At 72.0% G+C, this 24,978-nt stretch carries 25 protein-coding genes; 10 read left to right on the top strand and 15 right to left on the bottom strand.

The genetic code is table 11. The features are described from left to right. Window positions 1-179 precede the first annotated feature (179 nt). A complete protein-coding gene (locus tag AB0L95_RS21250; RefSeq protein ID WP_365163444.1) occupies window positions 180-818 on the bottom strand; it encodes a uridine kinase in 639 nt (212 codons plus the stop codon). 128 nt (window positions 819-946) lie between these two features. On the opposite strand from AB0L95_RS21250, the gene AB0L95_RS21245 reads away from it, so the two are divergent. Beyond that, window positions 947-1,345, top strand: coding sequence for a hypothetical protein (locus AB0L95_RS21245; protein ID WP_365163442.1), 399 nt, complete (start codon window positions 947-949; stop codon window positions 1,343-1,345). Window positions 1,346-1,447: 102 nt separating this feature from the next. Here AB0L95_RS21245 and AB0L95_RS21240 read toward each other — a convergent pair whose 3' ends face one another. Genes AB0L95_RS21240 through deoC form a run of 3 tightly spaced genes read right to left on the bottom strand, consistent with a single transcriptional unit; the run spans window position 1,448 to window position 4,755 of the window. Beyond that, a complete protein-coding gene (locus tag AB0L95_RS21240) occupies window positions 1,448-2,353 on the bottom strand; it encodes an aldehyde dehydrogenase family protein (RefSeq protein ID WP_365163440.1) in 906 nt (301 codons plus the stop codon). Then, window positions 2,346-3,782, bottom strand: a complete 1,437-nt coding sequence (locus tag AB0L95_RS21235) for an aldehyde dehydrogenase family protein (RefSeq protein WP_365163438.1) — start codon at window positions 3,780-3,782, stop codon at window positions 2,346-2,348. The genes AB0L95_RS21240 and AB0L95_RS21235 overlap by 8 nt, the downstream gene beginning before the upstream one ends. A gap of 16 nt (window positions 3,783-3,798) precedes the next feature. Next, complete coding sequence (gene deoC / locus AB0L95_RS21230) at window positions 3,799-4,755, bottom strand: deoxyribose-phosphate aldolase (RefSeq protein ID WP_365163456.1); 957 nt, start codon at window positions 4,753-4,755, stop codon at window positions 3,799-3,801. 128 nt (window positions 4,756-4,883) lie between these two features. Between deoC and AB0L95_RS21225 the strand changes: the two genes are divergently transcribed. Further along, a complete protein-coding gene (locus AB0L95_RS21225) occupies window positions 4,884-5,543 on the top strand; it encodes a PH domain-containing protein (protein ID WP_365163436.1) in 660 nt (219 codons plus the stop codon). A 76-nt stretch (window positions 5,544-5,619) separates the two neighbouring features. Here AB0L95_RS21225 and AB0L95_RS21220 read toward each other — a convergent pair whose 3' ends face one another. From AB0L95_RS21220 to AB0L95_RS21205, 4 genes are all read right to left on the bottom strand, one after another. Next, window positions 5,620-7,251 carry a phospho-sugar mutase gene (locus AB0L95_RS21220; protein WP_365163434.1) on the bottom strand — a complete coding sequence of 544 codons (1,632 nt, stop codon included), beginning with the start codon at window positions 7,249-7,251 and terminating at the stop codon, window positions 5,620-5,622. A gap of 228 nt (window positions 7,252-7,479) precedes the next feature. After that, a complete protein-coding gene (locus AB0L95_RS21215; protein WP_365163432.1) occupies window positions 7,480-8,304 on the bottom strand; it encodes a purine-nucleoside phosphorylase in 825 nt (274 codons plus the stop codon). 137 nt (window positions 8,305-8,441) lie between these two features. Next, complete coding sequence (locus tag AB0L95_RS21210) at window positions 8,442-8,729, bottom strand: hypothetical protein (protein WP_311701182.1); 288 nt, start codon at window positions 8,727-8,729, stop codon at window positions 8,442-8,444. Between the two features lie 53 nt (window positions 8,730-8,782). Further along, window positions 8,783-9,220 carry a gamma-glutamylcyclotransferase gene (locus AB0L95_RS21205; protein ID WP_365163430.1) on the bottom strand — a complete coding sequence of 146 codons (438 nt, stop codon included), beginning with the start codon at window positions 9,218-9,220 and terminating at the stop codon, window positions 8,783-8,785. A 95-nt stretch (window positions 9,221-9,315) separates the two neighbouring features. Here AB0L95_RS21205 and AB0L95_RS21200 point away from each other — a divergent pair, with 95 nt between their 5' ends. Together AB0L95_RS21200 and AB0L95_RS21195 are read left to right on the top strand one after the other, a co-directional pair. Beyond that, window positions 9,316-10,764, top strand: coding sequence for an NAD(P)H-quinone dehydrogenase (locus AB0L95_RS21200; RefSeq protein WP_365163428.1), 1,449 nt, complete (start codon window positions 9,316-9,318; stop codon window positions 10,762-10,764). A gap of 180 nt (window positions 10,765-10,944) precedes the next feature. Further along, the gene (locus AB0L95_RS21195; RefSeq protein ID WP_365163427.1) at window positions 10,945-11,910 is read left to right on the top strand and encodes a DeoR/GlpR family DNA-binding transcription regulator; all 966 of its coding nucleotides are present in this window, start codon (window positions 10,945-10,947) and stop codon (window positions 11,908-11,910) included. A gap of 163 nt (window positions 11,911-12,073) precedes the next feature. On the opposite strand, the gene AB0L95_RS21190 is transcribed toward AB0L95_RS21195, so the two are convergent. Next, on the bottom strand, window positions 12,074-13,846 hold the full coding sequence (locus AB0L95_RS21190) for a biotin carboxylase N-terminal domain-containing protein (RefSeq protein ID WP_365163425.1): 1,773 nt from the start codon (window positions 13,844-13,846) through the stop codon (window positions 12,074-12,076). Between the two features lie 362 nt (window positions 13,847-14,208). Here AB0L95_RS21190 and AB0L95_RS21185 point away from each other — a divergent pair, with 362 nt between their 5' ends. After that, a complete protein-coding gene (locus tag AB0L95_RS21185) occupies window positions 14,209-14,721 on the top strand; it encodes a hypothetical protein (RefSeq protein WP_365163423.1) in 513 nt (170 codons plus the stop codon). An 82-nt stretch (window positions 14,722-14,803) separates the two neighbouring features. On the opposite strand, the gene AB0L95_RS21180 is transcribed toward AB0L95_RS21185, so the two are convergent. The 4 genes from AB0L95_RS21180 to AB0L95_RS21165 all read right to left on the bottom strand — a co-directional run bounded on the left by AB0L95_RS21180 (window position 14,804) and on the right by AB0L95_RS21165 (window position 17,528). Then, entirely contained in the window at window positions 14,804-15,424 is a 621-nt protein-coding gene (locus tag AB0L95_RS21180) for a nucleoside triphosphate pyrophosphatase (protein WP_365163421.1), read from the bottom strand. A 22-nt stretch (window positions 15,425-15,446) separates the two neighbouring features. Continuing rightward, on the bottom strand, window positions 15,447-15,575 hold the full coding sequence (locus AB0L95_RS21175; RefSeq protein ID WP_267971020.1) for a hypothetical protein: 129 nt from the start codon (window positions 15,573-15,575) through the stop codon (window positions 15,447-15,449). 135 nt (window positions 15,576-15,710) lie between these two features. Further along, on the bottom strand, window positions 15,711-15,920 hold the full coding sequence (locus tag AB0L95_RS21170) for an acyl-CoA carboxylase epsilon subunit (protein WP_365163419.1): 210 nt from the start codon (window positions 15,918-15,920) through the stop codon (window positions 15,711-15,713). A gap of 24 nt (window positions 15,921-15,944) precedes the next feature. Further along, entirely contained in the window at window positions 15,945-17,528 is a 1,584-nt protein-coding gene (locus AB0L95_RS21165) for an acyl-CoA carboxylase subunit beta (protein ID WP_365163417.1), read from the bottom strand. Window positions 17,529-17,675: 147 nt separating this feature from the next. On the opposite strand from AB0L95_RS21165, the gene AB0L95_RS21160 reads away from it, so the two are divergent. After that, window positions 17,676-18,569: a biotin--[acetyl-CoA-carboxylase] ligase gene (locus AB0L95_RS21160; protein WP_365163416.1), complete on the top strand. Its 894-nt coding sequence runs from the start codon at window positions 17,676-17,678 to the stop codon at window positions 18,567-18,569. Between the two features lie 113 nt (window positions 18,570-18,682). Next, the gene (locus tag AB0L95_RS21155; protein ID WP_365163414.1) at window positions 18,683-19,822 is read left to right on the top strand and encodes an adenylate/guanylate cyclase domain-containing protein; all 1,140 of its coding nucleotides are present in this window, start codon (window positions 18,683-18,685) and stop codon (window positions 19,820-19,822) included. Between the two features lie 26 nt (window positions 19,823-19,848). Here AB0L95_RS21155 and AB0L95_RS21150 read toward each other — a convergent pair whose 3' ends face one another. Next, a complete protein-coding gene (locus tag AB0L95_RS21150) occupies window positions 19,849-20,451 on the bottom strand; it encodes a hypothetical protein (protein WP_365163412.1) in 603 nt (200 codons plus the stop codon). A 230-nt stretch (window positions 20,452-20,681) separates the two neighbouring features. Here AB0L95_RS21150 and AB0L95_RS21145 point away from each other — a divergent pair, with 230 nt between their 5' ends. The 3 genes from AB0L95_RS21145 (at window position 20,682) to hutH (ending at window position 24,442) form a co-directional block, all read left to right on the top strand. Then, window positions 20,682-21,488: an enoyl-CoA hydratase-related protein gene (locus AB0L95_RS21145; protein ID WP_365163411.1), complete on the top strand. Its 807-nt coding sequence runs from the start codon at window positions 20,682-20,684 to the stop codon at window positions 21,486-21,488. A gap of 162 nt (window positions 21,489-21,650) precedes the next feature. Further along, window positions 21,651-22,790, top strand: a complete 1,140-nt coding sequence (locus tag AB0L95_RS21140; RefSeq protein WP_365163409.1) for a GGDEF domain-containing protein — start codon at window positions 21,651-21,653, stop codon at window positions 22,788-22,790. A gap of 113 nt (window positions 22,791-22,903) precedes the next feature. Then, window positions 22,904-24,442 (top strand): histidine ammonia-lyase, encoded by a 1,539-nt coding sequence (gene hutH / locus AB0L95_RS21135; protein WP_365163455.1) that lies wholly within the window; start codon window positions 22,904-22,906, stop codon window positions 24,440-24,442. Window positions 24,443-24,525: 83 nt separating this feature from the next. Here hutH and AB0L95_RS21130 read toward each other — a convergent pair whose 3' ends face one another. After that, window positions 24,526-24,906, bottom strand: a complete 381-nt coding sequence (locus AB0L95_RS21130; RefSeq protein WP_365163407.1) for an LAETG motif-containing sortase-dependent surface protein — start codon at window positions 24,904-24,906, stop codon at window positions 24,526-24,528. Between the last annotated feature and the right edge of the window lie 72 nt (window positions 24,907-24,978).

The following is a 24,978-nucleotide window of genomic DNA, read 5'->3' as shown; positions in this document are numbered from 1 at the left end:
GGCCCCGCCACCCCCCCCCCCCGGGGGCGGGGTGGGGCCCCCCGCCCCGCCCCCCCCCCGCGTTGTCGGGGGCGTCCGCGTACGCCCAGTACGCGGACGCCCCTCCGCCTTGCGATGCACCGCACCAGGCGCCGCGGGCCCCGCCCTTCGGGCGGGCGACGCTACTTTCGAAACACGCCCTAGGCCGCCGCAGCCTTGGCCGGGGTCCGGCGGCCCGCTGCCGCCGCGGCGAGCCGGGACAGCGCCTCGTCCCGGTCGCAGCCGTACGCGCCGAGAGCCGTCTGGCGGGTGACGATCGACCGTTCCGCGCGCATCAGCCGCCAGCCGCGGCGCAGCAGGAACGGGACCGACTTGCGGCCCTCCTTGAGATCGCGCAGGAAACGGCGGCGGAACGTGGTGAGGGGCCCGCGGGTCAGGCACAGCGCGTCGGCGAGCAGGCCCAGTTCACGGCAGCGCTCCACGATCTCGGCGGCGAAGATGCCCTCCGCGATGAACACCGGCGTACGGTCGATCTCCAGTGCCTCCTCGCCCGTACGGGCGCTCAGCGCGATGTCGTACACGGGCACCCTCGTGCGGCCCGTGGCGCACAGTTCGGCGATGGCCGCGACCGCGACGTCCTCGTCCCACGACTGCGGATGGTCCCAGTCGATGTCCGAACTCCCCTCCACCAGGGGCAGCGTCGGATCGTCGCCCTCCTTGTAGAAGTCGTCGAGCCGCAGGACGGGCAGCCCGGACAGTTCGGCGACGAGGGACTTGCCGGAGCCGGAGGGGCCGCACAGCAGCACGACGCGGGCGGGGGCCGGAGGATGGAGACTCACGAGACACCAGTCTGACGCATTCCGTACACCGTGCCGACCCCGCGGGTCGACGTTGGAGCGCACATCACACCTCAACTACCCTGCGTGTCGACATCATTACCCTCCGCAGTGAAAAGGTGGCAGCAGCCATGGCACGACACGCCTCCCCCAAGAACCCCACCGCTCGGCGCGCCCTCGTCCTCATCGCGACCGCGGGCGCCGCACTGGGGGCGGGCGCGGCAGCGGCGTCGGCGGACAGCGCCCCGGTCCTCGATGTGATGCGCACCCGGCCCGTGTCGCTCGACCAGGCCGGCCGGCAGGCGCTGCCGGAGCTGACCGGGGTCGTGGGCCAGGTCACCGGCCCGCTCGCGAACCTCAAGCCCAACCCGCTGGCGGGTACGGGTGTCGACCCGCTGGACAACGGTCTCACCACGCAGGTCGCCGACTTCAAGCCGCTGGCCTCGCAGAACCTGACCCGTCCCGTGGCCGAGGCGCAGTCGCTCGGCAGTGTGCCGGTCGTCGGACAGGTGCTCCACGCGGTGCGCTGAGTCTCCTTCGAGGACGGCCGGACGACGCAGAGCCGCGCTTCCCCCCGGACGGCGGGGAAGCGCGGCTCTGCTGTCGAGCCGGTGCTCGCTCTTCGGCCGGTGTCAGTACGACGAGCCGGACGCGCCCAGCGAACCCGTCGGGTGCCAGACCGTCTTCGTCTCCAGGAAGGCCGTCAAGCGCTCGATGCCCGGCGTCTCGAAGTAATCCACAGCCTGTGGACGAAGGACACGCTTCAGATTGTCAGCGGCCGCGATCTCCAGTTCCTTCGCCAGGTCCTCGTCGGCACCCGCGAGGTCGATCGCGTTGACGTCCTGGTGCGCGGCGAGCGGCGCCGCGATCTCCGCCGTACGGCCGGAGAGGACGTTGACGACCCCGCCGGGCAGATCGGAGGTGGCCAGCACCTCGCCGAGCGAGAGCGCCGGCAGCGGGGACTTCTCGCTCGCGATCACGACGGCGGTGTTGCCGGTCGCGATCACCGGGGCGATCACCGAGATCAGGCCCAGGAAGGACGACTCCTGCGGCGCGAGGACCGTGACCACACCTGTCGGTTCGGGGGTGGACAGGTTGAAGAACGGGCCGGCGACCGGGTTCCCGCCGCCGACCACCTGGGCGATCTTGTCGGTCCAGCCCGCGTACCAGACCCAGCGGTCGATCGCCGCGTCGACGACCGCCGCCGCCTTCGACTTCGACAGGCCCTCCGCGTCGGCCACTTCGCGTACGAACTGCTCGCGCCGTCCCTCCAGCATCTCGGCGATGCGGTAGAGGATCTGGCCGCGGTTGTAGGCCGTCGCGCCCGACCAGCCGCCGAACGCCTTGCGCGCGGCGACCACGGCGTCACGGGCGTCCTTGCGGGAGGACTGCGGGGCGTTCGCCAGCCAGTTGCCCTTGGAGTCCGTCACCTCGTACACCCGGCCGCTCTCGGAACGCGGGAACTTCCCGCCGACGTACAGCTTGTAGGTCTTGAAGACCGACAGCCGCTGCTCGGTCTTCTCGGTCTTCTCAGACATCGAGGTACGCCTCCAGGCCGTGGCGGCCGCCCTCGCGGCCGAAGCCCGACTCCTTGTAACCGCCGAACGGCGAGGTCGGGTCGAACTTGTTGAACGTGTTGGACCAGACGACACCCGCGCGCAGCTTGTTCGCGACGGCCAGGATCCTGGAGCCCTTCTCCGTCCAGATGCCGGCGGACAGGCCGTACTGGGTGTTGTTCGCCTTGGCGACGGCCTCGTCCGGGGTGCGGAAGGTGAGGACCGAGAGCACCGGGCCGAAGATCTCGTCGCGGGCGATGGTGTGTGCCTGGGTGACGTTGGTGAAGAGCGTCGGGGCGAACCAGTAGCCGGAGGAGGGGAGTTCGCAGGCCGGGGACCAGCGCTCGGCGCCCTCCGCCTCGCCCTGCTCGGCGAGCGCGGTGATCCGGGCCAGCTGCTCGGCGGAGTTGATCGCGCCGATGTCGGTGTTCTTGTCGAGCGGGTCGCCGAGGCGGAGCGTCGACAGCCGGCGCTTCAGCGAGTCCAGCAGCTCGTCCTGGATCGACTCCTGGACCAGAAGGCGCGAGCCCGCGCAGCAGACCTGGCCCTGGTTGAAGAAGATGCCGTTGACGATGCCCTCGACGGCCTGGTCGATCGGCGCGTCGTCGAAGACGATGTTGGCGCCCTTGCCGCCCAGTTCGAGGGTGAGCTTCTTCTTCGTGCCCGCGACCGTGCGCGCGATCTGCTTGCCGACGGCCGTGGAGCCGGTGAAGGCGACCTTGTTTACGTCCGGGTGGGCGACGAGCGCGGCGCCCGTGTCGCCGTAGCCCGGAAGGATGTTGACGACACCCTTGGGCAGGCCCGCCTGGCGGCAGATGTCCGCGAAGAACAGTGCGGACAGCGGGGTGGTCTCGGCGGGCTTCAGGACGACCGTGTTGCCGGTCGCGAGCGCCGGGGCGATCTTCCAGGCCAGCATCAGCAGCGGGAAGTTCCAGGGGATGACCTGGCCCGCGACGCCCAGCGGCCTCGGGGTGCGGCCGAAGCCGGCGTGCTCCAGCTTGTCGGCCCAGCCCGCGTAGTAGAAGAAGTGCGCGGCGACCAGGGGGAGGTCGGCGTCGCGGGTCTCCTTGATCGGCTTGCCGTTGTCCAGCGTCTCCAGGACGGCCAGCTCGCGGCTGCGCTCCTGGATGATGCGGGCGATGCGGAACAGGTACTTGGCGCGCTCGGAGCCGGGCAGCGCCGACCACTTCTCGAAGGCCTTGCGGGCGGCCTTGACCGCGCGGTCGACGTCGGCCTCTCCCGCCTGGGCGACCTCGGCGAGGACCTCCTCGGAGGACGGGCTGACGGTCTTGAAGACCTTGCCGTCGGCCGCCTCGGTGAACTCACCGTCGATGAACAGGCCGTAGGAGGGCGCGATGTCGACGACCGAGCGGGACTCGGGCGCCGGGGCGTACTCGAATGCGGATGACACGTTTTCCATGAGGGTCTCAGTCCACCGTCACGTAGTCGGGGCCGGAGTAGCGGCCGGTGGCCAGCTTCTGACGCTGCATCAGCAGATCGTTCAGGAGCGAGGAGGCGCCGAAGCGGAACCAGTGGTTGTCCAGCCAGTCCGCGCCGGCCGTCTCGTTGACGAGGACCAGGAACTTGATGGCGTCCTTGCTGGTACGGATGCCGCCGGCGGGCTTCACGCCGACCTGGACGCCGGTCTGGGCGCGGAAGTCGCGGACGGCCTCCAGCATGAGGAGGGTGTTGGCCGGGGTCGCGTTGACGGCGACCTTGCCGGTCGAGGTCTTGATGAAGTCCGCGCCCGCCAGCATGCCGAGCCAGCTGGCCCGCCGGATGTTGTCGTACGTGGACAGCTCGCCGGTCTCGAAGATCACCTTCAGTCGGGCGCTCGTCCCGCAGGCCTCCTTCACGGCGACGATCTCGTCGTACACCTTCAGGTACCTGCCCGCGAGGAAGGCCCCGCGGTCGATGACCATGTCGATCTCGTCGGCGCCCGCGGTCACGGCCTCACGCACGTCGGCCAGCTTCACGTCCAGCGCGGCGCGGCCCGCCGGGAAGGCGGTGGCGACGGAGGCGACCTTCACGCCGGAGCCCGCCAGGGCCTCCTTGGCGACGGCCACCATGTCGGGGTAGACGCAGACGGCGGCGGTCGTGGGGGCCGTACGGTCCGTGGGGTCGGGGTGGGCCGCCTTGGCGCCGAGCGCCCGGACCTTGCCCGGGGTGTCCGCGCCTTCCAGCGTCGTCAGGTCGACCATCGAGATGGCGAGGTCGATGGCGTACGCCTTCGCGGTGGTCTTGATGGAACGGGTGCCGAGCGAGGCGGCGCGCGCCTCCAGGCCGACCGTGTCGACGCCGGGCAGCCCGTGGAGGAAGCGGCGCAGCGTGCTGTCGGACGCGGTGACGTCTGAGAGCGAGTGTGCTGGGGCATGGGTGGGCATGGTCACCAGGTGAGCATATCTACGCGCGTAGCGGCTGTACACCCCCAGGACGGCCGGGGTTGCTCTCGGCACCCGGAACCGGCACCTAGGTACGAGCTTCCGTGCGGTCGTCGGGCACAATCGGGGCCATGACGACCCCTGACCGCCGGCGACCCACGCCGGACCCCTCGGCCTCCGAGTTCCAGGACCAGGTCCACCGGTCATCCGGCGGTATCGCGGCCGGCGGGCTGCTGCTCGCCATCATCCTCTGGCTCGGCATCGACGCGGTGGTCAAGGGTCACGGCCACACCCCTTGGCTGGCGCTTGCGTCGATGCTCCTGCTGATCCCGCTGGTCATCGCCTTCACCATGCGCCCGGCCGTCTACGCGAACGACGAGCGGCTGCGCATCCGCAACCCCTTCCGCGTCATCGTGCTCCCCTGGGGCTCGGTCGCGGCGCTCCGCTCCGGCTACTCCAACGAGGCCCTCACCTCCTCCGGGACCAAGTACCAGCTCTGGGCGGTGCCGGTGTCCCTGCGGGGGCGCAAGAAGGCGGCCCGGCAGCAGAGCCGGGCGGCCGCGCCTCCGACCGGCCGGGGGCGCCTCTTCTCGTCGCAGCCGTCGGCCGACCCGGGCGAGCCCGTGCGCGCCCAGCCCGACAAGGTCATGGACGACCTGCGCGAGCTCGCCGAGGCCCACCAGAACTCCGAACGCGCCCAGGGCGAGCCGACCGTCCGCTGGGCCTACGAGGTGATCGCCCCGGCGGTGGCGGGGGCCGTACTCCTGGGGATTCTGCTGGCTGTGGGGTGAGGGGTACGAACAACCCCCGCGCCCGCAGCCTCAACGGCCGCGGGCGCGGGGGTCGCCGTACGGGAGCAGGAGGCCGTCAGATGCCGGCCGCCGTCGACAGGTCCTGCTTGATCGAGGCCAGGAGGGCCCTGGCCTTGGTGCGGGCCGTGGGGAGGTCTGCGTGTGAGGCGACCGGGACCACGACCTCCAGGTAGCACTTCAGCTTCGGTTCCGTGCCGCTCGGGCGGACGATCACACGGGCGCCGTCGAGCGTGTAGCGGAGGCCGTCGGTGGGCGGGAGCCGGTCCGTGCCCTGGGTGAGGTCCTCGGACCGGGTGACGGGCAGGTCCGCGAGCCGGGTCGGCGGCTGCTCACGCAGGCGCCGCATCGCGTTCGCGATGATCGACAGGTCCTCGACGCGCACCGAGAGCTGGTCCGTGGCGTGCAGTCCATGGTCGACGGCGATGTCGTCGAGCAGGTCCGGGAGGGTGCGGCCCTCGGCCTTGAGCACGGAGGCCAGCTCGGTGATCAGGAGCGCCGCCGTGATGCCGTCCTTGTCGCGGACGCCGTCGGGGTCGACGCAGTAGCCGAGCGCCTCCTCGTAGCCGTAGCGCAGGCCGTCCACGCGGGCGATCCACTTGAAGCCGGTGAGGGTCTCCTCGTAGGGCAGGCCCGCCTTCTCGGCGATACGGCCGAGGAGGGAGGAGGAGACGATCGACTCGGCGAACGTGCCGCTGACCCCGCGGCGGACCAGGTGCGTGGCGAGCAGGGCGCCCACCTCGTCGCCGCGCAGCATGCGCCAGTCGGCGCCGTCCTTGACGGCGACGGCGCAGCGGTCGGCGTCGGGGTCGTTGGCGATCACGAGGTCGGGGTCCGTCTCGCGGGCCTGCGCGAAGGCGAGGTCCATGGCGCCGGGCTCTTCCGGGTTGGGGAAGGCGACGGTCGGGAAGTCCGGGTCGGGCTCGGCCTGCTCGGCGACCAGCACCGGAGCGGGGAAACCGGCCCGGGCGAACGTGGCGAGGAGGACGTCCTTGCCCACGCCGTGCATCGCCGTGTACACCGTGCGGGCGGTGCGCGGGGAGCCGGCGGACAGGACGGCGTCCGTACGGGCCAGATAGGCGTCGAGGACGCTGTCGCCCAGCACCTCCCACCCGGAGTCCGGGCGGGGGACGGCGGTGAGGGTGGTGATCGCGTCGATCTCGGCCGCGATCCCGGCGTCGGCCGGGGGCACGATCTGGGAGCCGTCGCCGAGGTAGACCTTGTAGCCGTTGTCGCGGGGCGGGTTGTGGCTGGCGGTGACCTCCACGCCGGCGACCGCGCCGAGGTGCCGGATGGCGAAGGCGAGCACGGGAGTGGGCAGCGGACGGGGCAGGACGGCCGCGCGCAGGCCCGCGCCCGTCATGACGGCCGCGGTGTCCCGGGCGAAGTCGGCGGACTTGTGGCGGGCGTCGTAGCCGATGACCACGAGGCCGTCGCCCTGGCCCTTGGACTTGAGGTACGCGGCGAGACCGGCGGCGGCGCGGATGACCACCGAGCGGTTCATGCGCATGGGGCCGGCGCCCAGTTCGCCGCGCAGGCCCGCGGTGCCGAACTGGAGGGTGCCGCCGAAGCGTGCGGCGAGCTCGGCGTGGTCCCCGGCGTCGATGAGCTTGGCGAGTTCCTCACGGGTCTCCGCGTCGGGGTCCTCGGCCAGCCACGCCTGGGCCCGTGCGATGAGTTCGTCGTGCACGTCGGGTCAACCTCTCGTTGTGTGTCAGTGGGGGCATGGGTGGCATCGCCCGCGCAGGCCCGTCGGAAACGCCCGAGGGCCTGCGGGGTACCGGCCGGTGAGGACGGGTGCCCCCGCCCGGTCGTGCGCCGCCTGGGGCGGCGGGCGGGCGGGGACGGTGTGCCGCATCGTCTTCCCGCCCGGGCCCGGTGGGCGGGCCCGGGGACGGCCGGTGGTGCCGGTGGTGTCCTACAGGCGGTTCAGCACCTGTGCGAGCAGGGTCCCCATGCGCGTGGCGCTGTCGCGGCCCGCCTGGAGGACCTCCTCGTGGTTCAGCGGCTCGCCCGTCATACCGGCGGCGAGGTTCGTGACCAGGGAGATGCCAAGGACCTCGGCCCCCGCCTCGCGTGCGGCGATCGCCTCGAGAACCGTGGACATGCCCACCAGGTCCGCGCCGATGGTGCGGGCCATGCGGATCTCCGCCGGGGTCTCGTAGTGCGGCCCGGTGAACTGCGCGTAGACGCCCTCTTCGAGGGAGGGGTCGATCTCCTTGCACAGGGTGCGCAGGCGCTGCGAGTACAGGTCGGTCAGGTCGACGAAGTTGGCGCCGACGATCGGGGAGGTCGCCGTCAGGTTGATGTGGTCGCTGATCAGGACCGGCTGGCCGGGACGCATGGTCTCGCGCAGGCCGCCGCAGCCGTTGGTGAGGACGATCGTCTTGGCGCCGGCGGCGACGGCGGTGCGCACGCCGTGTGCGACCGCGGCCACGCCGCGGCCCTCGTAGTAGTGCGTGCGGCCCAGGAAGACCAGGGCGCGCTTGTCGCCGAGCCGGTACGAGCGGATCTTGCCGCCGTGTCCCTCGACGGCAGGCGGCGGGAAGCCGGGCAGCTCGGTGACGGGGAACTCGGCCTCGGCCTCGCCGAGGGCGTCGACGGCCGGCGCCCAGCCGGAGCCCATCACGAGGGCGACGTCGTGGGTCTCGGCACCGGTCAGCTCCCGCAGGCGAGCGGCGGCGGTGTCGGCGGCGGCGTAGGGGTCGCCCTGGATGTCGTCCGGAAGAAGAGATGCGTTCACGCGCAAGAGGGTAGCCGGTTCCGGCCTACGCGCGTAGATGACGGAGGTCACGGGAATGCGATCGTTGTCTTGTCGTTTCCCACGAAGAGAGGATCAAGGGAGATCGGGGACCGGGGAACCCGGTGGCCGAGGGCCGCTCAGTCCTCGTCCGCGATGACGACGTCCTTGTCGTTGAAGACCTCGACGATGAAGACCAGCAGACGGCCCAGGCTGATCGTGTACTCGACCAGGATGTTCTGGGTGAGCCGGACCGTGCGGTCGTCGCCCGTGGAGCTTATGGCGCGGGACGCGGGGAGGAAGGGGTCGCGGGCCAGTACGGCGATGCCCTTGTCGAACGCGGCCCGCTGCCGGTCGTCGAGGCGGTCGCGGACCGTGGCGGCCTGCTCGGTGTAGAAGACCTGGTAGGTGCGCGTGCCGCCGGTCATGGTGCTCTCCCGTTCATGCGTCCGCTGCACTCGAGTGTAGGGACGGGGCCTGTTCAGCAGGGCCGCTTGCGCAGCTCCATCACGTAATCGTGTGGCGCCCCGGCCGACTCCGCCGCGTCCGCCACCTCGCCCAGGTAGCGGGCCGAGGGAAGGCCGCCCTCGTAGGCGTTCAGGACGTAGGCCCAGGCCGATTCCTCGCCCTCCAGTGTGTGCACGCGGACCCGGAGACGGCGGTATATGTCGAGGCCCACGCCCTCCCAGCGGTCCAGGGAGTCCTCGTCCATGGGCGCGATGTCGTACAGCGCGACGAAGACCTGTGACAACGGGTCCTCGACGATGGTCGCGAGGGCGCCCTCCCAGCCCATGTGCTCGCCCCCGAAGGTCAGCCGCCAGCCGTCGAGCCAGCCGGTGGCGCGCATCGGCGAGTGGGGTGCGCGGCGGGTCATCAGCCGCGCGTCGAGGTTGCCGGCGTACGCGGCGTAGAGCGACATGGAGACGAGGGTACGACAGCGTCCCGACGGCCACTTCTGTAACAGAAGCACCTGCGGTCGCCCCCGGAGGAGACGGACCCCGAACGTGCGGGACAATGGGGTACGTGACTCGGATCGTGATCATCGGTGGCGGACCCGGCGGATACGAAGCGGCTCTGGTGGCCGCTCAGCTCGGCGCGGAGGTGACCGTCGTCGACTGCGACGGTCTGGGCGGGGCGTCGGTGCTCACCGACTGCGTGCCGTCGAAGACCCTCATCGCGACGGCCGAGGTGATGACCACCTTCGACTCGTCGTACGAGGAGCTGGGCATCATCGTCGCGGACGACACCCCGCCCCTGGAGCAGGCCGCCAAGGTCGTCGGTGTCGATCTCGGGAAGGTCAACCGACGGGTGAAGCGCCTCGCGCTCGCCCAGTCCCACGACATCACCGCGTCCGTCACGCGCGCCGGCGCCCGGGTCCTGCGCGGCCGTGGCCGGCTGGAGGGCATGCAGGCCCTGGACGGGTCGCGCAAGGTCGTCGTGCGGGCCGCGGACGGCAGCGAGGAGACCCTCACCGCCGACGCCGTCCTCATCGCCACCGGCGGCCACCCGCGTGAGCTGCCCGACGCACAGCCGGACGGGGAGCGCATCCTCAACTGGACCCAGGTCTACGACCTCGACGAGCTGCCCGAGGAGCTCATCGTCGTCGGTTCCGGTGTCACGGGTGCCGAGTTCGCCGGTGCCTACCAGGCGCTCGGCTCCAAGGTCACCCTCGTCTCCTCGCGCGACCGGGTGCTGCCCGGCGAGGACCCCGACGCCGCCGCCGTCCTGGAGGACGTCTTCCGGCGCCGGGGCATGAACGTCATGGCCCGCTCGCGTGCGCAGTCCGCCAAGCGGGTCGGCGACCGGGTCGAGGTCACGCTCGCCGACGGGCGCGTGATCACCGGCTCGCACTGCCTCATGGCGGTCGGCGCGATACCCAACAGCAGCGGGATGGGCCTGGAGGAGGCCGGGGTCAAGCTGCGCGAGTCCGGTCACATATGGACCGACAAGGTCTCCCGTACGACGGCTCCGGGCGTGTACGCCGCGGGTGACGTCACCGGTGTCTTCGCCCTCGCGTCGGTCGCCGCCATGCAGGGACGCATCGCCGTGTACCACTTCCTCGGCGACGCGGTGGCCCCGCTCAATCTGAAGACCGTCTCCTCGAACGTCTTCACCGACCCCGAGATCGCCACCGTCGGCTACACGCAGGCCGATGTGGACGCGGGCAAGATCGACGCCCGGGTGGTCAAGCTGCCTCTGCTGCGCAACCCCCGCGCCAAGATGCAGGGCATCCGGGACGGTTTCGTCAAGATCTTCAGTCGGCCCGGTACCGGGATCGTCGTCGGCGGTGTGATCGTCGCACCGCGGGCGTCCGAGCTGATCCATCCCATCTCGATCGCGGTCGACAACAATCTGACAGTCGAGCAGATCGCGAACGCCTTCACCGTGTACCCGTCCCTGTCGGGGTCGATTGCCGAGGTGGCACGGCAGTTGCACACCCGGAAGGCGGGCATCGAATCCTGACGGCCCCTCATGGCGTGACCGCAGGTCACAGGCCTCGGACGAGGGGATCGTCGACGACATGTACGGCATGGGTACCGGGAGTGGGCACGTATACCACTTTCCGCCCTACCGTGCGAACAACTTCTGTTATTCGGCGCAAACTGCTGAAAGCAGACGGTCGTTGGGGTTACTGTCAGTTTCGTGTTCGCTGCAGAACGTCGCCAATTGATCCTCGAAATGGTGCGAGCGAACGGTGCCGTGTCGCTCCGTGAGCTCGCCCGCGTCGTCCAGACCTCCGAAGTGACCGTACGGCGGGACGTGCGCGCGCTGGAGGCAGAAGGACTCCTCGACCGCCGGCACGGCGGTGCGGTACTGCCGGGCGGGTTCACGCGGGAGTCCGGCTTTCCGCAGAAGTCCCATCTCGCGACCGCCGAGAAGACCGCCATCGCCGACCTCGCCGCGGGCCTCGTGGAGGAGGGCGAGGCCATCGTGGTGGGAGCCGGGACCACCACGCAGGAGCTGGCGCGCCGGCTCGCACGGGTGCCCGGGCTGACCGTCGTCACCAACTCGCTGCTGGTGGCCCAGGCGTTGGCCCATGCCAACCGCGTGGAGGTCGTGATGACCGGCGGCACCCTGCGCGGTTCCAACTACGCCCTCGTCGGCAGCGGTGCCGAGCAGTCGCTCCAGGGTCTGAGGGTCTCCAAGGCCTTTCTGTCCGGGAGCGGGCTCACCGCCGAGCGCGGGCTCTCCACGTCCAACATGCTGTCGGCGTCCGTCGACCGTGCGCTGGTGCAGGCGGCCGCGGAGGTCGTCGTCCTCGCCGACCACACCAAGCTCGGTACGGACACGATGTTCCAGACCGTGCCGACGGATCTGATCACCCGGCTGGTGACGGACGAGCCGCCCCCGCACGACGACCGCGCGGCCACCGAGTTGCAGGCCCTGGCCGACCAGGGTGTGCAGATCGCGGTCGCCGGGGCGTCAGGAGGCGGTTCCCCGGGGGGCGACACGGCCCCGGCGGGCCGTCAGCCGCGCCGTGACGTAGCCCTTCCGGGGCCCCGCCGCGGCCAGGTCGCCGGGGGCGGCCCGCAGTTGCGCAGCGCGACGGTCCTCGGGGAGCCGCCGACGGGAGAACGGCCACGGGTCGCGGACCTGCGCCGCCGCTAGCGCCTCGCGTCCGCCCCCGCCCGTACCGGACGGGGGGAGCGGCCACGGTCGCCGCGGGCCGTCCGGAGCCGGGCCGCGCAGTTGCCACAGCGGCCGGCAGACGGGAGCGCCCGGCGGGCCGGTTGTCCGGTCCGCCGGGCGCTCCCGGTGGTCGTAGAGGTGCTCAGTCCTTGATCTCGCAGATCAGGGCGCCGGAGGTGACGGACGCGCCGACCTCGGCGGTGAGGCCCTTGATGGTGCCTGCCCGGTGCGCGTTCAGCGGCTGCTCCATCTTCATCGCCTCCAGGACGACGACCAGGTCGCCCTCCTTGACCTCCTGGCCCTCCTCGACGGCGACCTTGACGATCGTGCCCTGCATCGGGGAGGCGAGGGCGTCACCGGAGGCCACCGGCCCGGACTTCTTGGCCGCGCGGCGCTTGGGCTTGGCGCCCGCCGCCAGGCCCGTGCGGGCCAGGGACATGCCGAGCGACGAGGGCAGCGAGACCTCCAGGCGCTTGCCGCCCACCTCCACCACGACCGTCTCGCGGCCGGGCTCCTCCTCGGCGTCCGCGTCGGCGACCGCCGTGAACGGCTTGATCTCGTTGACGAACTCGGTCTCGATCCACCGGGTGTGCACCGTGAACGGCTCGTCGGAGCCGGTCAGTTCGGGGGCGAACGCCGGGTCCTTGACCACCGCGCGGTGGAACGGGATCGCCGTGGCCATGCCCTCGACCTGGAACTCCTCCAGCGCGCGGGAGGCACGCTCCAGCGCCTCCTTGCGGGTGCGGCCCGTGACGATCAGCTTGGCCAGCAGCGAGTCCCATGCCGGGCCGATGACGCTGCCGGACTCGACGCCCGCGTCCAGACGGACACCGGGGCCCGACGGCGGGGCGAACCGGGTCACCGTGCCGGGGGCGGGCAGGAAGTTGCGGCCCGGGTCCTCGCCGTTGATACGGAACTCGAAGGAGTGACCGCGCAGTTCGGGGTCGCCGTAGCCCAGTTCCTCGCCGTCGGCGATGCGGAACATCTCGCGGACCAGGTCGATGCCGGCGACCTCCTCGGTGACCGGGTGCTCGACCTGCAGTCGGGTGTTGACCTCCAGGAAGGAGATCGTGCCGTCGTTGCCGACGAGGAACTCGACGGTGCCCGCGCCGACGTAACCGGCCTCCTTGAGGATGGCCTTCGACGCCTGGTACAGCTCGTCCATCTGCTCCTGGCTCAGGAAGGGGGCCGGGGCCTCCTCGACGAGCTTCTGGTGGCGGCGCTGGAGCGAGCAGTCACGGGTGGAGACGACGACCACGTTGCCGTGGCTGTCGGCCAGGCACTGGGTCTCCACATGGCGGGGCCGGTCGAGGTAGCGCTCGACGAAGCACTCGCCGCGACCGAAGGCGGCCACCGCCTCGCGGACCGCGGACTCGTACAGCTCGGGGACCTCTTCGAGGGTGCGGGCGACCTTCAGGCCGCGCCCGCCACCGCCGAAGGCGGCCTTGATGGCGATGGGCAGGCCGTACTCCTCGGCGAACGCGACGACCTCGTCGGCGCCGGACACCGGGTCGGGCGTACCGGCGACCAGCGGGGCGCCGGCGCGCTGGGCGATGTGCCGGGCCGCGACCTTGTCGCCGAGGTCGCGGATGGCCTGCGGCGGCGGGCCGATCCAGATCAGCCCGGCGTCCAGGACGGCCTGGGCGAAGTGGGCGTTCTCGGAAAGGAAGCCGTAACCGGGGTGGACGGCGTCCGCGCCGGAGTCCTTCGCGGCCTGGAGGACCTTCTCGATGTCCAGGTAGCTGGTGGCGGGTGTGTCGCCGCCCAGGGCGAACGCCTCGTCCGCCGCGCGGACGTGCAGGGCGTCCCGGTCCGGGTCGGCGTACACGGCCACGCTCGCGATCCCGGCGTCACGGCAGGCCCGGGCGACACGGACAGCGATTTCGCCACGGTTGGCGATCAACACCTTGCGCACGATGGCTCCCTCTCCTTGAAACAAGCCGAGTTTAGGGACTGCCGACACGACGTTTCGACCCGTCCCCAGTGGTGAGCTTGCCCACACGGAGCGTGAAACCAGGCTCACTCAACCTGCGAAATCCCTTGTCGCACCGCCGGACAGGGGAATCCACCGGAAAACCCTAGCCCTCCGGTGTGGTCAAGGTCTCTATGAAGTAGTCCTGCCACCGGTCGTGTTTCTTTGTGGAGTCCCTACTAATGGCCCAACGAAACTTTGCCCCCGCCAGACCTCTTGTCCCGAGGTTTACCCGTTAGTAGCGTTCGCGATGTCTCGAAGGTACTCGGAGTAACACGCAGCGCGCTCGAAGGTGGGTGGGGCCGGTGGTCCGCAGACCGGTGGCATGGATCGTGGCGGTGGTCCTCGTTCTGGAGGCGTTCGGCATCGCGCTGCTGAACTGGTTCCTCGGGATGGTCGTGGACCGGCAGAACATGTCGCTCGCGGGGCTCGACCCGGATGCGATGTCCACGTCGTCGAAGGCGGGCGGCATCGTCTTCGGTCTGTACTTCGCGCTGTGCGGCGTCGCCGCCCTGCTGGTGGCGGTGCGCGGCCGCGCACCGTCCGGGTTCTGGCGCATCGTGCTGATCAGCGCCGCCGTGGTGCACGCCGTGCTCGCCGCCTTCACGGTGGGGCTGGTCGGCTGGGGGGCGTTCGCGTTCCTGATGGTCGTGTTCGGGCTGATACTGCTCACCCTCATGACATACGACCAGCAGGGGCAGGCCGGCCCACGGCCCGGGGCGGGCGGTCCCGGGGACGGCAGGAGTGTTCCGGGGGAGCCGGCGGGGCAGGGCCGACCGACGCCGGAGGGTGGCGGGCCCGCGCCCGTCACGCCCTGAGGCCCGCGCCACCGTCACGCCCTGAGGCCCGCCGCCCGTGCCCGGCCGGGCACGCCCCCGGGCCAGCGCGGTCGGCCGTCGCTCACTTCTCCCGCGGCGCCCACAACTCGGTGATCCCGACGCCCAGTTCGGCCAGCAGTCGGCGGACCAGTGGCAGCGAGATGCCGATGACGTTGCCGTGGTCGCCGTCGATCCCGTCGATGAAGGGCGCCGAACGGCCGTCGAGGGTGAAAGCCCCCGCCACGTAGAGGGGTTCGCCAGAGGCCACGTACGCGGCGATCTCCTCGTCCGTCGGCTCGCCGAAGCGGACCACGGTGGACGCGGTGGCGGACGCGTACCGGCCGCTGATCGTGTCGTAGACGCAGTGGCCGGTCTGCAGGGTGCCCGCCCGGCCGCGCATCGACTTCCAGCGCGCGGTCGCCTCCTCGGCGTCCGCGGGCTTGCCGAGGGCCTCGCCGTCCAGGTCGAGCACCGAGTCGCAGCCGATCACCAGCGCGCCCTTCACCTCGGGCTTCGCCGCGACGACGGACGCCTTGGCCTCGGCCAGGGCGAGAGCGAGTTCCGCGGGGGTGGGGGCGGTGACGGCGTCCTCGTCGACTCCGCTGACGATGACCTCGGGGTCGAGCCCGGCCTGCCGGAGCAGTCCGAGGCGGGCGGGGGACTGGGATGCGAGCACCAGACGGCGGCGGGACTGATCGGTCATGGGCTCAGCGTATCGGCGTGCCTCACCTGATGCCGATGACGATCATCGCCAGCAGGCTGGCCAGCGCCATCAGGACCCCGAGCCGCCGCAACATGTCCTGCATGTCGCGCAGTTCCTTCGGCGGCTCGTTCTCGGGGTCGGACCACAGCATGCCTTCGATCGTGCGTCCGGGCCGCGTCCGGGCGCCTGAGTACGCGTACTCAACTTCGACCGGCGGACGGGGGCGGGCATACCCGGCCGAGCGCCGGGCCGGGCGGCCGGGCGCTCGACCGGGGTGTGTGTGTTCCTAGCCCGGCCAGAACGTTCGGGTCCATGCCGTCGGACCCGGCTGGGGCACCGGGTGGGCGGCGATGCGGGCCGGGTCGGCCCAGGAGTCCCTGTGCCGCGCCACGCCGGGCGGTATGGCGGCCGCCGCCGCGGCGCGGGCTCGGACCACCGCCAGTGCGGCGGCCAACTCCTCCGGGGTCGGATTGCCCCGTACGACCTTGATCGTCATGTCCGCTCCCAAGGGTCCCGGGGTTTACAGGGGGATGTTGCCGTGCTTCTTCGGGGGCAGGGACTCCCGCTTGGTGCGCAGCTGACGCAGCGCCCGCACGACATGGCGACGGGTGTCGGACGGCCTGATCACCGCGTCGATGTAGCCGCGCTCGGCCGCCACGTAGGGGTTGAGGAGGGTGTCCTCGTACTCCTGGATCAGCCGGGCGCGGGTCGCCTCCGGCTCGTCCGCCTCGGCGATGGTGCGACGGTGCAGGATGTTGACCGCGCCCTGCGCGCCCATCACCGCGATCTGGGCGGTCGGCCAGGCCAGGTTCACGTCGGCGCCCAGGTGCTTGGAGCCCATGACGTCGTACGCGCCGCCGAACGCCTTCCGGGTGATCACCGTGATCAGCGGGACGGTGGCCTCGGCGTAGGCGAAGATCAGTTTGGCGCCGCGGCGGATGATGCCGGTGTGCTCCTGGTCGACGCCGGGCAGGAACCCGGGCACGTCGACGAAGGTGATCACGGGCACGTTGAAGGCGTCGCACGTGCGTACGAAGCGTGCCGCCTTCTCGCTCGCGTCGATGTCGAGGCAGCCGGCGAACTGCATCGGCTGGTTGGCGACGATGCCCACCGGGTGGCCCTCGACCCGTCCGAAGCCGGTGACGATGTTCGGCGCGAACAGCGCCTGCGTCTCGAAGAACTCGCCGTCGTCCAGGATGTGCTCGATGACCGTGTGCATGTCGTACGGCTGGTTGGCGCTGTCCGGCACGACCACGTCCAGCTCGCGGTCCTCGTCGGTGACCGTGAGGTCCGCCTCCTCCGGGAAGACCGGGGGCTCGGACAGGTTGTTGGACGGCAGGTACGACAGCAGCTGCTTGACGTACTCGATCGCGTCCTTCTCGTCCCCGGCCATGTGGTGCGCCACGCCGGAGGCGGTGTTGTGGGTGCGGGCGCCGCCCAGCTCCTCGAACCCGACGTCCTCGCCGGTCACCGTCTTGATGACGTCCGGGCCGGTGATGAACATGTGCGAGGTCTGGTCGACCATCACCGTGAAGTCCGTGATGGCGGGGGAGTAGACCGCGCCGCCCGCACAGGGACCGACGACCAGGCTGATCTGCGGGATCACCCCGGAGGCATGGGTGTTGCGGCGGAAGATCTCGCCGTACGCGCCCAGGGAGGCGACGCCCTCCTGGATGCGGGCGCCGCCGGAGTCGTTGATCCCGATGACCGGGCAGCCGGTCTTCAGGGCGAAGTCCATGACCTTGACGATCTTCTGGCCGTAGACCTCGCCCAGCGCCCCGCCGAAGACCGTGAAGTCCTGGGAGAAGACCGCGACGGGCCGGCCGTCCACGGTGCCGTAGCCGGTCACGACGCCGTCCCCGTACGGGCGGTTCTTCTCCAGCCCGAAGTTGGTCGAGCGGTGCCGGGCGAACTCGTCCAGCTCGATGAACGAGTCCTCGTCCAGCAGCAGCTCGATCCGCTCACGGGCCGTCAGCTTGCCCTTGGCGTGCTGTTTCTCGACGGCGCGCTCCGAGCCGGCGTGCGTCGCCTCCTGGACACGACGCTGGAGATCAGCCAGCTTGCCCGCGGTGGTGTGAATGTCGATCTCTTCCGGCTCGGACATCGGGATGCGGCTCCCTGCCTGCTCAGTGGGGACGTGAGGGTGAGGTGCTACGAGAATGCTCAGAAGAACGAACGGTTACTCATCCGTAGCGTAGTGGGGTGCCTACCGATCGGCAGTGCGGCGTTTACCACACCTAGGGTGGCTTGCATGATGCCTCGAGATGCCTCAGACGAGAACCGTCCCGGGAACGACGCCGCAGGCGGTGGCGGCCGCTGGTCCGATCTGGAGCGACCGCCCCTGAACGCCGTCGCACTGCGCCGGGTGCTGGTGCGCGAGGGCGGGCTGTGGTCCGGGGTGGAGGTGGTGCAGCGCACCGGGTCCACCAACACCGACCTCGTGGCCCTCACCGCGGCCGGCCGGGCCGCGGAGGGCGCCGTGCTCGTCGCCGAGGAGCAGAACGCGGGGCGCGGGCGGCTGGACCGCACCTGGTCGGCGCCGGCCCGCTCCGGCCTGTTCTTCTCGGTCCTGCTCAGGCCCGCCGGCGTGCCGGTGGCCCGCTGGGGCTGGCTGCCGCTGCTCGCCGGGGTCGCCGTCGCGACGGGGCTCGCCCGGGCCGCCGGCGTCGACACGGCACTCAAGTGGCCCAACGACCTGCTGGTCACCGTGGGTGACGAGGAGCGCAAGGCGGGTGGGATCCTCGCGGAACGCGCGGGCGAGGACGGGGTCGTCGTCGGCATCGGCATCAATGTCACGCTGCGCGAGCACGAGCTGCCGGTGCCCACCGCGGGCTCCCTGGAACTCGCGGGCGCCCGTGCCACCGACCGCGACCCGCTGCTGCGGGCGGTGCTGCGCTCCCTGGAGGACTGGTACGGGCGGTGGCGTGCGGCGGACGGCGATCCGGCGGCCTGCGGTCTGCAGGAGACGTACGCGGCCGGGAGCGCCACCCTGGGCCGTCTCGTGCGCGCCGAACTGCCCGGCGACCGCTCCATCACCGGTGAGGCGGTGGCGATCGACAGCGACGGCCGGCTGGTGCTGGCGACACGGGACGGGGTGCAGGAGCCGGTGGGGGCCGGGGACATCGTGCATCTGCGCCCGGCGTGAGCACCGACGGGTCCCTGTCGTCGACTGTTCCTGGAGGAGTGAGCTACCGCACACCTGCCGTAGAGTTGACCGCGGTCGATACCTGACCGTGGCAGATCGGAAGGGCAGCACGCGTGACCGTCGACGACGCGGGCTCGGGCACGGGCGAACACCCCGCCCCCGACGGTGGACCGGGGCGGGACGCGCACGCCGAGGCCGAGGAGAACCCCCTGGCGCTCCGTCTGGAGCAGCTCATCCTGGGGGCCGAGCGCCGGTACACCCCCTTCCAGGCGGCCCGTAGCGCGGGCGTCTCCATGGAGCTGGCGTCCCGCTTCTGGCGGGCGATGGGTTTCGCCGACATAGGGCAGGCCAAGGCCCTCACGGAGGCCGACGTGCTGGCTCTGCGCCGCCTGGCCGGTCTGGTCGAGGCGGGGCTGCTGAGCGAGGCGATGGCGGTGCAGGTGGCCCGCTCCACCGGGCAGACCACCGCCCGGCTGGCCGAGTGGCAGATCGATTCCTTCCTGGAGGGCCTCACCGAGCCCCCGGAGCCGGGGATGACCCGTACCGAGGTCACCTATCCCCTGATCGAGCTGCTGCTGCCGGAGCTGCAGGAGTTCCTCATCTATGTCTGGCGGCGCCAGCTCGCCGCCGCGACCGGCCGGGTCGTCCAGGCCGCCGACGACGAGGAGATGGTCGACCGCCGGCTCGCGGTCGGTTTCGCGGATCTCGTCGGGTTCACACGGCTGACGCGCCGCCTGGAGGAGGAGGAACTCGGCGAGCTCGTCGAGGCGTTCGAGACGACGGCGGCCGACCTGGTGGCCGCGCACGGCGGCCGGCTCATCAAGACGCTGGGCGACGAGGTGCTGTACGCGGCGGACGACGCCGGTACGGCCGCGGAGATCGCCATGCGTCTCATCGAGACGATGGCCAACGACGAGACGATGCCGGAACTGCGCGTGGGTATCGCCTTCGGCACGGTGACCACCCGGATGGGCGATGTCTTCGGTACGACGGTGAACCTGGCGAGCCGGCTCACCTCCATAGCGCCCCGGGACGCGGTCCTGGTCGACGGCGCGTTCGCGGAGGAACTGATCCGCACGGGCGAGGCGCCCGCCTCGGAGACGGAGGCCGCCGAGGCCGCCGCGGCGGCGGAGAAGGAGGGCGAGGAGCCGCCCCTGTACCGCTTCGCGCTCCAGCCGATGTGGCAGCGCCCGGTGCGTGGTCTCGGCGTGATCGAACCCTGGCTGCTGACCCGCCGGGAGGGGACGCCGTAGGGCTCGACCCCCAGGAGCCGTAGATCTCAACCACCCAGCAACGGCAGCCCGTTGACGCACAGCGCCACTATCGGGAGGCACACGCCCGGGGGGTTCTGTGTGGGGGCGGGTGTCGGGGCGGGGGCGGTCGTGGACGGGGCGGGTCGCGGCTCGGTGGGGGCAGGGGCCGCGGGGGAGCCGGGTGTACGGGAGGCCGTCGGCGTCCACGGGGCCTCCGGGATGCCGGTCGGAGGATCGGCGGCGGTGGCGGCCGAGGAGGACGGCCCGGCGGAGGGACGGCCGGCGGCCGTCGCGGCCGGGCTCGCGCCCGCGGCCCGTATGACGGCGGTGGTGGTGGGGTGGTCCGCACTCCTGTGCGGCGCCGTACCGGCCGTGGCGGCCGTGGCGGCCGTGTCGGTGGTGTCGATACGGGGTTCGGCCTCGGCGGTCCCGCCCGGGCCCGTCACCCCCTCCGGAGCGAGGTGTACGAGGCTCAGGGCTCCGGCGGCGAGGGCGAATCCGCCGATCGCGAGCGCCACCCGCCGGGGGCGTGGCCTGCGATGCCGGCCCGCGGGGCGGAACCGGAGGGGGCCCGGGGCCCCGGGTGCGGTGGTCGTCGTGGTCTCGCCGGTGGCCGTGTCCGTCGTCATGCTCGTCCTCCCCGGTCTGCCCGCACTCCCCCGATGTGCTCTGGCGGTGGGCAGGTTATGTGTGGATCGGTGGGAGGCGCGGCGGAGAAGGGTCGAATGTCACTCGAAAGAGGTGGGGTGGCGGTAGGTGGGCCCGTGCCCCGCGGAGCCTCCTGGCGGCTTTCGCGGGGCCGCTCCGGCTGCCATGATCGGACGGTCGGTAGTTAACCCGCGTTAACCGGGAGGGTGTCATGGCGGAGCAGACGGACGAGCGGCGGTTCGGCGAGTACGTCGTCGTACGGCGGCACGGGTACGTCGCGGAGCTGGCGCTGGACCGGCCCAAGGCGATGAACGCGGTGTCCACGGAGATGGCGCGCTCGATCACCGCGGCGTGCGAGCACCTCGCCGCCGACCGGGACGCCCGGGTGACCGTGCTGACGTCGACGCACGAGCGGGCGTTCTGCGTGGGCGCGGACCTGAAGGAGCGCAACTCCTTCACGGACGCCGATCTGGTGCGCCAGCGCCCGGTCGCCCGCGCCGCGTACACCGGGGTCCTGGAACTGCCGATGCCGACGATCGCCGCGGTGCACGGGTTCGCGCTGGGCGGCGGCTTCGAGCTGGCGCTGTCCTGCGATCTGATCGTGGCGGACACCACGGCGGTGGTCGGGCTGCCCGAGGTGTCGGTCGGGGTGATCCCGGGCGGCGGCGGCACCCAGCTGCTGCCCCGCCGGGTGGGCGCGGCCCGCGCGGCGGAGCTGATCTTCACCGCGCGGCGGCTCCAGGGGGCCGAGGCGCGCGGGCTGGGGCTGATCGACGAACTGGTCGCGGAGGGTCAGGACCGCGTGGAGGCGCTCGCGCTCGCGGCCCGTGTCGCTGCGAACTCCCCGGTGGGGCTGCGCGCCGCGAAGCGTGCCCTGCGGCTGGGGCACGGCCTCGATCTGCGGGCCGGCTTGGAGGTCGAGGACGCGGCATGGCGTTCGGTGGCGTTCTCGGGGGACCGCGCGGAGGGCGTCGCCGCCTTCAACGAGAAGCGCACGCCGCAGTGGCCGGGGGAGTAGCACCGACGCACGGACAGGGCGGTTGTGCTCCGGGCGGCCGTGAGGGTCCCGTAGGGGTTACGGGCCAGGTCGGCGGGTGCGCGGCCCGGGGCGGGGTCCCTTGGGGTGCCGGACGATTCGCGCGCCCGGCGGGAATCGTCCGACACCCCCTAGCCTGGATTCGTGGTCGAGGACAGTCGGCTGAAAGCCGTGGTGGCGCTGGCGCAGGGGATGGCGGCGGCGCACACCCCGCAGGAGTCCTGGCGGGCCGCCGCACTGGGTGCGTGCCGGGCCCTCTCCGGGAGTTTCGCCGCGCTCTCCGTGTGGGAACGCGAGGGCGGACGGCTACGGGTCCTCGTCAACGTCGGGGACCGCGCGCCCGGGGAGGAGGAGTTCCCCGAGGGCGAGGCGTACCCGGTGCACCAGTTCCCGGAGATCACCGAGTTCCTCCATGAGCGCTGGGCGGGCGGCGGCGGCCCCAGCGCCTGGGTGGAGAGCGCCCGGGGGCCCGCCGCCGAGCAGGCCGGCTACTCCCACCAGCGGGTCGCCGCGCTGCGTCGGCGCGGTCGCGGTTGCTGTGTCGTCGCGCCGGTCGTGCTGCACGGCCTCGCCTGGGGCGAGCTGTATGTCGCCCGGGCGGCCGACGCCCCCGTCTTCGATCGCGCCGACGCCGACTTCGCCACGGTCCTGGCCTCCGTGGTCGCCGCCGGGCTCGCGCAGACCGAGCGCCTGGAGGAGGCCCACCGTCTCGCCTTCACCGACGCGCTCACGGGCCTCGCCAACCGTCGCGCCGTCGATGTGCGCCTCGACGAGGCGATCGAAGGGCACCACGGTGACGGGCACGTGGTCTCGCTCGTCATCTGCGACCTGAACGGGCTCAAGCGGGTCAACGACACCCAGGGGCATGCCGTGGGCGACCGGCTCCTGGAACGCTTCGGGTCCGTCCTGTCGCTGTGCGGCGCCATGCTGCCGGGCGCCCTCGTCGCGCGTCTCGGCGGCGACGAGTTCTGTCTGCTCGCGGTCGGCCCGCCGGCCGACGAGGTGGTCCGGGTGGCCGACGAGGTGTGCCGTCGAGCGGCGGAGCTGGAGCTGGGCGACGGCGTCGCCTGCGGGGTCGCCTCCACGGAGGATCCGATCGGCCCGGTCCGCTCGGCCCGCCGGCTGTTCCGGCTCGCGGACGCGGCCCAGTACCGCGCCAAGGCGCTGCGGGCCGCGAAGCCCGTGGTGGCGGGCCGTGAGGGGCCCGACGACCCGGTCGTACGGCTGGCCGACGCACCGCCTCCCGCGGCGGGGGAGCGCCGCCGTATCCGCGGCCGTCACTGAGGGCCGTGTCGCGCGGGTGGTACGCGGGCGGTAAGGGGCCAACCCGCTATCCACTCGTGACGCGACCCCTAGTGACATCTCTGAATTCACTGCGTACGCTCCTGAATATGGATATGCACACTGTGGTGGTGGGGACGTCCGGCCTGACCGCGTCCGATGTGCTCGCCGTGGCGCGGGCGGATGCCAGGGTCGAACTCTCGCAGGAGGCCCTGGCGGCCCTCGCGGCGGCCCGCGAGATCGTGGACGCGCTGGCGGCGAAGCCGGAGCCGGTCTACGGGGTCAGCACCGGCTTCGGCGCCCTGGCGACCCGGCACATCAGCCAGGAGCTGCGGACCCAGCTGCAGCGCAACATCGTCCGCTCGCACGCCGCCGGGATGGGCCCGCGGGTGGAGCGGGAGGTCGTCCGCGCCCTGGTGTTCCTGCGGCTGAAGACCGTGTGCTCCGGTCACACCGGTGTGCGCCCCGAGGTCGCGCAGACCATGGCGGACCTCCTCAACGCCGGCATCACCCCGGTCGTGCACGAGTACGGCTCGCTCGGCTGCTCCGGCGACCTGGCCCCGCTGTCCCACTGTGCGCTCACGCTGATGGGCGAGGGTGACGCCGAGGGCCCCGACGGCGTCGTACGGCCGGCCGCCGAACTCCTCGCCGAGCACGGCATCACCCCCGTCGAGCTGCGCGAGAAGGAGGGCCTCGCGCTCCTGAACGGCACCGACGGCATGCTCGGCATGCTGGTCATGGCCCTGGCGGACCTGGAGACGCTGTACAAGTCGGCCGACGTCACGGCCGCGCTCTCGCTGGAGGCGCTGCTGGGCACGGACAAGGTGCTCGCGCCGGAGCTGCACGCCATCCGCCCGCACCCCGGCCAGGGCGCCTCGGCCGCCAACATGCTGGCGGTGCTGCAGGGTTCGGAACTGACGGGCCACCACCAGGACGACGCGCCGCGGGTCCAGGACGCCTACTCGGTGCGGTGCGCCCCGCAGGTCGCGGGCGCCGGCCGGGACACCCTGGCGCACGCCCGCCTGGTCGCCGAGCGGGAGCTGGCGGCGGCGGTGGACAACCCGGTGGTGCTGCCCGACGGGCGCGTGGAGTCCAACGGGAACTTCCACGGTGCCCCGGTGGCGTACGTGCTGGACTTCCTGGCGATCGCGGTGGCGGACCTGGCGTCGATCGCCGAGCGCCGCACCGACCGTCTGCTGGACAAGAACCGCTCGCACGGCCTGCCGCCGTTCCTCGCGGACGACGCGGGTGTCGACTCCGGTCTGATGATCGCTCAGTACACGCAGGCGGCGCTGGTGAGCGAGATGAAGCGGCTGGCCGTCCCGGCCTCCGCCGACTCGATCCCGTCCTCCGCGATGCAGGAGGACCATGTCTCGATGGGCTGGTCGGCGGCGCGCAAGCTGCGCACGGCGGTGGACAACCTGACCCGGGTGCTGGCGATCGAGCTGTACGCGGCGGCCCGGGCCGTCGAACTGCGCGAGGGGCTGACCCCGGCCCCCGCCAGCCGCGCGGCGATCGCGGCCCTGCGCGCGGCGGGCGCCGAGGGCCCGGGCCCGGACCGGTTCCTGGCCCCGGACCTCGCGGCGGCGGACGCCTTCGTGCGGGCGGGGCGGCTGGTGGCGGCCGTGGAAGGGGTCACCGGGCCGCTGGCCTGAGGGCCGTAGAGCCCGAGCAGCAGAGGCCGGGGGCCGCCGCCACAGGGAGGGCGGCGGCCCCCCGGTCCGTCAGCCGACAGGGCCTACCAGGCCTCCATGCGCTCGCGGCGCACCGAGTACGTCACGAAGCCCGCGCCCAGGAACAGGGAGAGGGCGCCGCCCACCACGTAGGGCGTGGTGTCCACGCTTCCGGTGTCGGCGAGTTGGGTGCCGGTCGCCGTCTCGTCCGTCGCGGTGGAGGCCGTCTGTGCGAAGCCGGTGTCCGTCGCGACGTCCGCCGAGGCGTTCCCCGCGGTGTCCTGATCCGTGGACGCCCGCGGGGAGAGCGCCGGGTGGCGATCGGGTGCGGTGGGTGTCGCGTTGGCGGACGGGACGAACCACAGGGCACCCAGCAGGGTTCCCGCTGCTGTGGCGGTCAACAAGGTCCGGCGTGCGGTGGACGATGATCGACGTGCGGCGGACACGAAATACCGATCCCCCTGAGGCGCTTGCGAATTGGCCGTGTGCAGCGATGCTAGTGAAAGGCGCGGGTCGTG

This window comes from Streptomyces sp. NPDC052036 (assembly GCF_040680495.1).
Classification (GTDB): domain Bacteria; phylum Actinomycetota; class Actinomycetes; order Streptomycetales; family Streptomycetaceae; genus Streptomyces.
This window is presented reverse-complemented; position numbering and strand designations above follow the sequence as displayed.

Coding starts and splice junctions, on each gene's coding strand:
- AB0L95_RS21245 (WP_365163442.1), top strand. CDS start 947: ATGGCACGACACGCCTCCCCCAAGAACCCCACCGCTCGGCGCGCCCTC.
- AB0L95_RS21240 (WP_365163440.1), bottom strand. CDS start 2,353: ATGTCTGAGAAGACCGAGAAGACCGAGCAGCGGCTGTCGGTCTTCAAG.
- deoC (WP_365163456.1), bottom strand. CDS start 4,755: ATGCCCACCCATGCCCCAGCACACTCGCTCTCAGACGTCACCGCGTCC.
- AB0L95_RS21225 (WP_365163436.1), top strand. CDS start 4,884: ATGACGACCCCTGACCGCCGGCGACCCACGCCGGACCCCTCGGCCTCC.
- AB0L95_RS21210 (WP_311701182.1), bottom strand. CDS start 8,729: ATGACCGGCGGCACGCGCACCTACCAGGTCTTCTACACCGAGCAGGCC.
- AB0L95_RS21205 (WP_365163430.1), bottom strand. CDS start 9,220: ATGTCGCTCTACGCCGCGTACGCCGGCAACCTCGACGCGCGGCTGATG.
- AB0L95_RS21200 (WP_365163428.1), top strand. CDS start 9,316: ATGGGGTACGTGACTCGGATCGTGATCATCGGTGGCGGACCCGGCGGA.
- AB0L95_RS21180 (WP_365163421.1), bottom strand. CDS start 15,424: ATGACCGATCAGTCCCGCCGCCGTCTGGTGCTCGCATCCCAGTCCCCC.
- AB0L95_RS21175 (WP_267971020.1), bottom strand. CDS start 15,575: ATGCTGTGGTCCGACCCCGAGAACGAGCCGCCGAAGGAACTGCGCGAC.
- AB0L95_RS21170 (WP_365163419.1), bottom strand. CDS start 15,920: ATGACGATCAAGGTCGTACGGGGCAATCCGACCCCGGAGGAGTTGGCC.
- AB0L95_RS21165 (WP_365163417.1), bottom strand. CDS start 17,528: ATGTCCGAGCCGGAAGAGATCGACATTCACACCACCGCGGGCAAGCTG.
- AB0L95_RS21160 (WP_365163416.1), top strand. CDS start 17,676: ATGATGCCTCGAGATGCCTCAGACGAGAACCGTCCCGGGAACGACGCC.
- AB0L95_RS21150 (WP_365163412.1), bottom strand. CDS start 20,451: ATGACGACGGACACGGCCACCGGCGAGACCACGACGACCACCGCACCC.
- AB0L95_RS21145 (WP_365163411.1), top strand. CDS start 20,682: ATGGCGGAGCAGACGGACGAGCGGCGGTTCGGCGAGTACGTCGTCGTA.
- hutH (WP_365163455.1), top strand. CDS start 22,904: ATGCACACTGTGGTGGTGGGGACGTCCGGCCTGACCGCGTCCGATGTG.